General features: G+C 70.2%; 6 protein-coding genes. 5 read left to right on the top strand and 1 reads right to left on the bottom strand.

The window, feature by feature from the left end; translation table 11 throughout:
• On the bottom strand, window positions 1-985 hold a 985-nt coding region (locus ABD908_RS06385; protein ID WP_344992521.1), incomplete at its 3' end, for a M20/M25/M40 family metallo-hydrolase.
• 47 nt (window positions 986-1,032) lie between these two features.
• On the opposite strand from ABD908_RS06385, the gene ABD908_RS06380 reads away from it, so the two are divergent.
• From ABD908_RS06380 to ABD908_RS06360, 5 genes are all read left to right on the top strand, one after another.
• Complete coding sequence (locus tag ABD908_RS06380; RefSeq protein ID WP_344992518.1) at window positions 1,033-1,863, top strand: HAD-IIA family hydrolase; 831 nt, start codon at window positions 1,033-1,035, stop codon at window positions 1,861-1,863.
• Window positions 1,864-2,068: 205 nt separating this feature from the next.
• The gene (locus tag ABD908_RS06375; RefSeq protein WP_344992515.1) at window positions 2,069-3,244 is read left to right on the top strand and encodes a DUF7373 family lipoprotein; all 1,176 of its coding nucleotides are present in this window, start codon (window positions 2,069-2,071) and stop codon (window positions 3,242-3,244) included.
• 121 nt (window positions 3,245-3,365) lie between these two features.
• Window positions 3,366-4,505, top strand: coding sequence for a DUF7373 family lipoprotein (locus ABD908_RS06370; RefSeq protein WP_344992512.1), 1,140 nt, complete (start codon window positions 3,366-3,368; stop codon window positions 4,503-4,505).
• Between the two features lie 267 nt (window positions 4,506-4,772).
• A complete protein-coding gene (locus tag ABD908_RS06365; RefSeq protein ID WP_344992510.1) occupies window positions 4,773-5,951 on the top strand; it encodes a DUF7373 family lipoprotein in 1,179 nt (392 codons plus the stop codon).
• A gap of 552 nt (window positions 5,952-6,503) precedes the next feature.
• Window positions 6,504-7,664, top strand: a complete 1,161-nt coding sequence (locus ABD908_RS06360; RefSeq protein ID WP_344992507.1) for a DUF7373 family lipoprotein — start codon at window positions 6,504-6,506, stop codon at window positions 7,662-7,664.
• The last annotated feature ends 584 nt before the right edge of the window (window positions 7,665-8,248 follow it).

Genomic DNA, 8,248 nt, shown 5'->3' with positions numbered 1-8,248 from the left:
CCCGCAGGTTCAGCAGGGCCGAGGCGCGCGGCGCGATCGCCGCGGCGGCGGTCGCGGTGGGTGGCGCATCCAGTCCGATGACGGTGACGGCGGGCCGCGCCCACAGCTGGTCGGCGACGGTCCCGGAGCCCAGGGTCGCCACGTCGTCGTACATGTGGGCGTCGGCCCGGAAATCGGCGGCGTCGTATTGTGCCCCCGCCCAGGTGCCGGACGCGTCGAGCCCGTCGATCGTCGTGTCGCCGCGCGCGTCTCGCAGGGTCGCGAGCAGCGCGATCAGTGCGGCGAGCGCATCGGGTGCGGCGCCGCCGAACATGCCCGAGTGCAGCGCCGTGGTCGCGGTGCTGACCTCCACCCGCAGATTCACGACGCCCCGCAACGCGGTGGTCAGCGTGGGCCGACCCACCGCGACGTTGCCGGTGTCGCCGATCAGGATCAGGTCGGCCTGCGCCAGCTCCGGCCGTTCGGTGACCAGCCGCTCGAGCCCCTCGCCCCCGGCCTCCTCCGATCCCTCGACGACCAGCCGGACACCGACGCCCAGGCCGCTCACCGCACGCACCGCCGCCAGGGCGGTCAGGTGTGCGACCACGTTGCCCTTGCAGTCGGCGGCGCCGCGCCCGTACCAGCGCTCGGCACCGTCGGCTCCGGCTCGCGGCGTGAGCGTGAACGGATCGCTGCCCCACTGCGCGACGTCGCCGGGCGGCTGCACGTCGTAGTGGCTGTACAGCAGCACCGTCGGCGCGCCGGGCGGCGCGGGCGTGTGCCCCAGTACGGCCAGCGAGCCGTCCACCGTCGGCACCATCTCGACGCCGCCGATCCCGGCCGCGGCGAAAGCCGACGCCACCCACGACGCCGCGTCCCGCGTGGCGCTCGGCGGGAACTCCGGCGAGCCGTGCACCGACGGGTAGCCCACCAGCTGCGCCAGCTGCTGCCGCGCCACGGGCATGAGCTCGGTGACGGCCTGCCGGAGTCGTTCGGCGTGATCCATGCGCCTCAGCATGCCAGAGCCCACCGACAGGACTAGGTTCGTTGCGCATGGCGGGTTCGAGCGCGGCGCACGCCGTAGGGCGCGGTGTGCTGTTCGATATCGACGGCGTGTTGGTCACGTCCTGGTCGCCGCTGCCCGGTGCGCGGGAGGCCCTCGAATGGGTCCGCGCTCGAGGCGCACGGCGGGCATTCCTCACCAACACCACGTCCAAGACGGGCGACGACATCGCGGGGGCGCTGCGCGCGTGCGGTCTGGACGTCGACGGGGGCGAGATCGTCACCGCCGCGCGCCTCACGGGCGAGTACCTGCGCGGCGCGTATCCGGGCGCCCGTGTGCACGTCCTCACCGACGGGCCCGTCGGCGACCTGGGCGCGGGGTTCGAGCTGGTGCCTGCCGATGCGGCGGCGCCCGACGTGGTGGTGCTGGGCGGCGCGGGTCCCGCCTTCACGCACTACGCGCTCAGCCGGGTCTTCGAGTTCATGCTGGCCGGGGTACCCGTGGTCGCGATGCACCGGTCCAACGCGTGGGCCACGGCCGAGGGGCAGCGTATCGACACCGGCCTGTACCTGGAGGGTCTGTGCCGGGCGACGGGCGTCACCCCCACGGTGATCGGCAAGCCGTCGCCGGTGGGGTTCCGCGCCGCGGCCGAGCTGATGGGCCTCGATCCCACCGCGATCGTCATGGTGGGCGACGACGTCCGCGCGGACGTCCTCGCCGGGCAGGTGTCCGGGATGACCGGCGTCCTCGTGCGCACCGGCAAGTTCCGGCAGGCGGCCCTCGACACGGTCGAGGGCGACGAGTTCGGGCTGGTCCCCGACCACGTGATCGACGGTGTGGGCGACCTCCCGACCCTGTTGGCGGACCTCTGGGGGTGCTAGAGATCCGGTGGGATGACCGATAGGAGTCCGGCGGGCTGGCGGGCCGCTCCGGTATCGGAGCATCGGAGCCGGATTGTCGACGGCCTCCCCGATGAGGCTGTGCCCGTATCCCCTTGATCGCGCTCGACGTGGCTAACGGCCCGTGGCCGCGCCCGGGACGCTATTTTGGTGACCGAACATAGTGCGGGTAGGGGAGGCGCGGGGGATGCGGCAGAGGCGGTACGCGGCCACGGTGGCGGTGCTCGGCACCATCGGAGCATTGCTGGCCGGCTGCGGGACGACGGTGACGGGCACTGGGATCGCCGACCCGAGCAGCCTTGCGGCGATGTTGGACACCGGTGCGTACGCGAAGACGAAGCGGGTCATCGAGTCGCCCACCGCGGCGCAGGGCCGGTTGCTCGAGCTCCGGCGGATGCTCGAGGTGATGCCGCTGGCGTCGGACTCCGATCCATCGATCAAGTACTCGAACTCGGTGGACTCGGTGTCCACCGACAGCCTCAGGCTCGCCTACGGCAGCGGCATCGGTACTGCTCTGTCCGGCATGCAGTTCGGAGTAGCCGTCGATGCCCGCGCGCAGCTGCCCAGCCGGTCGAGCGTCACGGGCGGCGAGTTCGTGACGACCCTCGTTCGGATGGCCTCGGACTCGGACGCGGCGAGCGCGGTGGCGAGCCCGCAGGTGATGGCGGCCGACGAGCCGCTGTTCGGCACGGCATCCCCGCCCAAGGTACCGACCGACGTGGGCGTACCAGGTGCGAAGGCGTACACGCAGACGTTCAGCGATTCGCCGCCGGCCACGATTGCTCTGCTGGCGCACGGGCGGTTCGTGATCGCGGTGTACGCCCGCCGAGTCCGGGACGGCGCTGTGCGGAGCTTCCTGCAGCAACAGGTGAAGGCACTCGACGGCTTCACCCCCACGCCGGATGACGAGCTCGCATCCCTGCCCGCCGACAAGGACGGCATCGCCGCTCTGACCCTCGCCCCGAGTCGGATCACCGTCAACACCTATGGGTGGTCGACCCCCCGCGGGCTGCTCGCCTCGATGACCGACATGACCACTGGGCAGAAGGACTTCGACGACGCGGGTGTCGATCTCATCGGGCTCGGTGCCAACAACGTCTACCGGGCGCGGGACGCCGCAGGTGCGAAACTGCTAGCGGACCGCTACATCGCCGAGAGCAAGCAGTACTACCCGGGAGGCACGGTCTTCACGGTGCAAGGGGTACCCGACAGTAGTTGCTATCCACTCGAGACCGCGCTCGTGACCCTCTACTACTGCGTCGTCCCGGTCGGGCGGTACCTGAGCGAGTTCTCCGGCCCCCAGCGGGATGACGCCCAGCAGGCGACCGCCGCCGCATATCTGATTCTCGAGGGGGAGAAGTGAGAAGGGCAGGTGTATTCGGCCGTGCAGTCCCGACAGGCGATCGCGGCAGCGCATGAGATCCTCCGCTCCACCAAAGGAAATTGAGATATCTGGGGCTGCAAGGCTTCTCGTAGCAGTCGGCATGCTCCTCCTGCTCGCCGCCTGCAGTACGACGGTGCCGGGCGTCCCCGTCGCCGCCCCCGCGTTCCTCGCCGTCGACACGGGTGCCTACGCCAAGGGTCCGCGCACGCTGCCGCCGGTCGACGCCGCCACGGGCGCGACGCTCGAGGCCGGCCGGCTCGCCGAGGTGTCGCCCCTGCCGATCGACGTCGACCCCCGTCTGCGTTACCACGGGAACGGATACATCGGCGGGCCCGCGTCGCTGGGCCTGGGGCTGAGTCTCGATCAGTCCGTGGCGGATTCGGTCGGCGCCTTCCAACTCGGCTTCGAGGTGTCCGCCAACGACACACCCGCAGGCAGCACCGACGGGCCGGACAGTACGAAGCTCGACCAGACCCAGCAGTTCGTGGGGGCGGTGCTGCGGATGTCGACCCCTGCCGCTGCGGCGCGGGCGGCGGCCAGCCCCACCTTCCGGCGGCCCTCCACGGACAGGTCCCAGCCCGCCAAGGTGACCGCCACAGTGCCGGGATTTGCAGCGGCGCAGGCATACTCGATCGCGTGGCAGTACTCCCGACCGTCCGTGACAGCGATCGTGGCCAGTGGCAGGTACGTGATCGCGGTGTTCACCACCCTGCCGCCGGCGTCGGTGGCCACCTACTTCACGCGACAGATCGCAGTGCTGAAGAGCTTCTCCGAGACCCCCGACGACAAGCTCACCACCCTGCCCGCAGACTCCGGCGGCGTGGTCGCGCTGACCCTCCGAGACAAGGACGTATCGGCGTGGGCGACACCGAGATCCGATGTCGGTAGGTGGGACGACGTGGTGGCTGCGCGGAAGATGGAGTCCGACGCGGGTGTCGACGTGGTCGGCTACGGCAAGGACACCGTGATGCGCGCCGAGGACGCGGCGGCCGCGACGCATCTCGCGGCGGCGGTGCTCGCCCTGTACCAGAAGTGGTACCCCACAGGCTCATCCGTCACGGTCAGGGGCCTGCCCGGCGCCCCCTGCTTCTCGTACAAGCAGTACAAGGGCGCCGACAGCACCAAGAGCGTCTGCGCGGTGGCGTCGGGTCGCTACGTCGCGACCTATACCTCCGGCCAGCCCGACGATGCCAAGCAGGCGATCGGCGCCGCGTATCTGATCCTGCGGCAGGCGCGGTAGGGCCCGCGTCGCGGCTGCCAGCCTCGTCGGTGATGCGGCGGGGAGTCGACCTGGTAGGCGTCGGAGCGGCGGTCGGGCGGTACGCGGCAGGGTACTCGGGCGTCCAGTCGAGAGCCGCCGAACAGGCCATCGCGACGGAGGGCACCATTTTGCGTTCGGCGATCTAGACGAATCGGGAGGTCTCGCCCCGTGATCCGGGCCACGGCTCACTCCCGATCATTCGCGGCGCTATCTTGAGCGGCGGGGTAGTGGGCGAGGGAGGACGCGATGAGACGACACGGGATCGGTGCGGCGACGGTGGCGGCTCTGTCCTGCCTGCTGCTAGCGGGCTGCTCGGCGACGGTGGCGGGTACCCCGGTGGCCGACACCAGCCTGCCCACACACCTCGATACCGGGTCGTTCAGCACCTCGAAGCGCGTGATCAGCGCACCGTCGTCGACGGAGGCGCAGGTGCTCGAGTCCCGGCGCATGCTCGCGACGGTGCCGGTCGTCGGCGACATCGACCCGACGATGCGGTACGGAGACGGTGTCTCGATGCTCGTGGTCGATGGCCTGAGCGACGCCTTCGGAAGCGGCGTCGCGGCTGCGCTGCACGCGATGCAGTTCGGCGCGGAGGCGGACTTCACCGACAAGGCTCCCGACGCAACGGGGTTCGGCAAGGGCTTCGGGATCGCGATCGTCAGGATGCCGACGGCAGCCGCGGCCGCACAGGCCGTCGCCGCCCCTTCGGTGGCGGCAGCCGATGGGCCGAGCGATGGCGAGGCGTCGCCGGCGAAGATCCCCGTGGCGATCCCGGGTGTCGCCGGCGCGAAGGCGTTCTCGAAGACCTACGCGGCCGGTGTGGGCACCACGATCGTCGCCCTGCTCGCGCACGCCCGCTTCGTGATCGTGGTGGCCGCCCAGTCGAGCGCGGACAAAGTGGCGGCGGCTCTCACGCAGGAGGACCGGGCGCTCGACTCGTTCACCGCGACGCCCGATGACAAGTTGACCTCTCTCCCACCCGACTCCGATGGCATCCGCGCGCGGACCCTCGCGAACCAGAACCCGATCGATAAGGATCCCACCCGGTACGGCTGGACCACGGCGCGCGGCATCCTCGCCGACCAGACCGAGCCGGCCGTCGCGCGGAAGGACTTCGCGGACACGGGGGTCGACTTGGTGGGCCTGGGGGAGAACACGGTGTACCGCGCGAAGGACGGTGTGGCGGCGCGGGAGTTGGCCGATCGCTTCATTGCGGAGATGAAGGGGTACTACCCGGGTGGCACAACCGATTCCGTCGACGAGGTGCCGGGCAGCGAGTGCTACAACTCCAAGGACCAACTCGGCGATTTCGGCTACTGTGTCGTGCCGGTGGGGCGTTACCTCGCCGAATACAGCGCGGTCCAGACCGAGATGGCGAAGGAGGCCACGGCGGCGGCGTACCTGACCCTGCGTCGGGCACAGTAGGGCGGTCGGCTCGGTGCAGGATCAGGGGCGAAGGCCCTCGGGATCGGGCCACATATCCGGGCCAGGAGTTCGCTCGCGCTGTGAGCCACGAGCACGGAGTTGTAGGGGTACCCCTGGGGTAGCGAGAGCTTGACGGCCTCGGACGGGACGACGTAATTCTCCGTCGGGTCGTAGAGCGCGGCCCCACATTCGACCATCAGTGCATAGATCAGCTCCCAGACCTCGCCGATGCCCGGTCGGTCGAAAGCGATGTACGACGGCTCCACGGTGATGTCCGTCCACGCATCGGGATCCCCGGGTTCTCGATGAAGGCGCCGCGACCCTTCGCCCTCGACGTTGTACTGCCGTAGCAGCCGGTCCACGCCGTCGCCGTCGAAGTCGACCGCCTAGCCGTCGAGATCGGTTGTGGCAGTGGCCCGATCGGTCGATAGGGGTGAAACGGCACGATTCGCCCGCCGTTCGCCGGAAACCCGCCGGGGATCGTTTGTGGCGCTATGTTGATCCGAGGCATAGCTGGGAGGCGCGATGTGGCGGTGGGGTCGGAGATCGACGGTGGCAGGCCTGTCCCTTCTCCTGGTAGGGGGCTGCGCGACGACGGTGCCGGGCACCCCCGCCGCATCGTCGTCGGCCGGGCCTGGTCTCGAACTCGGCTCGTACTCGACGTCGCCGCGGACGGTGACCACGTCCACGGACCTCGCGACCGTCCTCGAGGGCCGGCGCATGGCCGAGACGGTGCCGTTCCTGGATCAGATCGACCCGGCTTACGCCTACCACGGGCACGTCATCGTCGGCGACCTCACGGGCACGAGTGAGGGGTCCGTCGAGAACATCTTCGGCTCCACGATCGACGAGGTGATGGTCGGCCGCGAGGTCGGCGTCATGGCGGGGACCAATGATGCGCGGCCGGGTGTCGTGACGAAAGGCCTGACGCAGCCGCGCGGGATCACCGTCGGCGTCTGGCGGATGCCGTCTGCCGCAGCCGCCACGGCAGCGGTCGCGGACCCGCGGCTCTTCACCGCCGACCGGAGCATCTCGGGGGAGCCGCCGAAGGTGCGAGCCACGGTGCCCGGATATCCGAAAGCTGCTGCTTACAAACTGGATTGGGGGACCGGCGACGCGGACATCGATGCCTTCGACGCCGACGGTCCGTTCGTGATAGCCGTCCAGACGGACGGCACCGGCCCCGCGCCGGTCGTGAAGTACCTCGGCTTGCAGATCAAGGGTTTGGACGGCTTCGTCCCCACCCCCCTCGGCAAGCTCGGCGGCCTGCCGGCCGACAAGGACGGTGTCGCGGCGCTGACGCTGCCGCCATCGGATGCGACGCGCGATGGGTGGGTCTCGCCGCACGTGGCCGCGCTCGCGGCGACGAACGTGGTTGCCGAGCGTGATCTGTTGTCCGACACAGGTGTCGATGTCGTGGGATACGGCCGGAACACCGTGTACCGGGCGAAGGATGCGGCCGCCGCCGTGCGGCTGCGCGACGGGTTGCTCGCCGAGCCCAAGGACACCACCCAGCCGATCACCCGGATCCCGGTCGCGGGGGTGCCCTCAGCGAGCTGCGACACGTACGCCATGTTCGCGGGCGGCGAGACCATCTACTACTGCACGGTCGCGGTGGGAAGATACGTGGCGGAATATGGTTCGGCACAGCGGGTCGACGTTCGCCAGGTGATCGACGCCTCCTACGAGATCCTCCGCAAGGCTGGATCCTGATGTACCGCCTCTCGGAGGCCTCGGTGCCAACCGCGCGTTAAGGCGGGCATTGGCGGGCGACCATACCGTCCCGGAAATGAAGTCCGTGATGGCGTGCATCGCGCTCATGGTCGCCGTGCTCTTCGCTGACCTCGGGTTCGTCACCGCTCACGAGCGGCTGCGGGGTCGGGAGCTGATCGCGATCTGGGCCATTGCGATCGGCCACGTCATTGTGCAGACCGCGCTCTCGCTCTCCGTTGGCATGTATCGGCGGGGCCGAGAGCGGGAGACGCAGAGCGGCGGCGGCCGACCTACTGCAGGACGGGCAACGCGGCTCCCCGGCTTCGACGAGTTGGACGAGTCCGACCGATCGGGGCGCAGCAAGCAGGGACGCCTGTACCTGGTGGCCCTGCTCGCGCTGATCGGCGTCGTGAGCGGCTGGACAGGGCTGACATCCGGCGCGACCGGACTGTCGGCCGTCGGGCTCGCATGCCTCGGCGGAGTCGCGTATCTCGGCGCGCTCGCGATGAAGCCCTCGACGGTGCCCGGCACGGACCGGCGCCCGCGCCCGGGCCCGATCCGCTGGACTCTGCTCGTCATGCTGA

The sequence above is a fragment of the Tsukamurella soli genome (assembly GCF_039541155.1).
In the GTDB taxonomy this organism is placed as follows: domain Bacteria; phylum Actinomycetota; class Actinomycetes; order Mycobacteriales; family Mycobacteriaceae; genus Tsukamurella; species Tsukamurella soli.
Note: the sequence above shows the minus strand (reverse complement) of the source record. Positions and strands in the feature narration are given on the sequence as shown.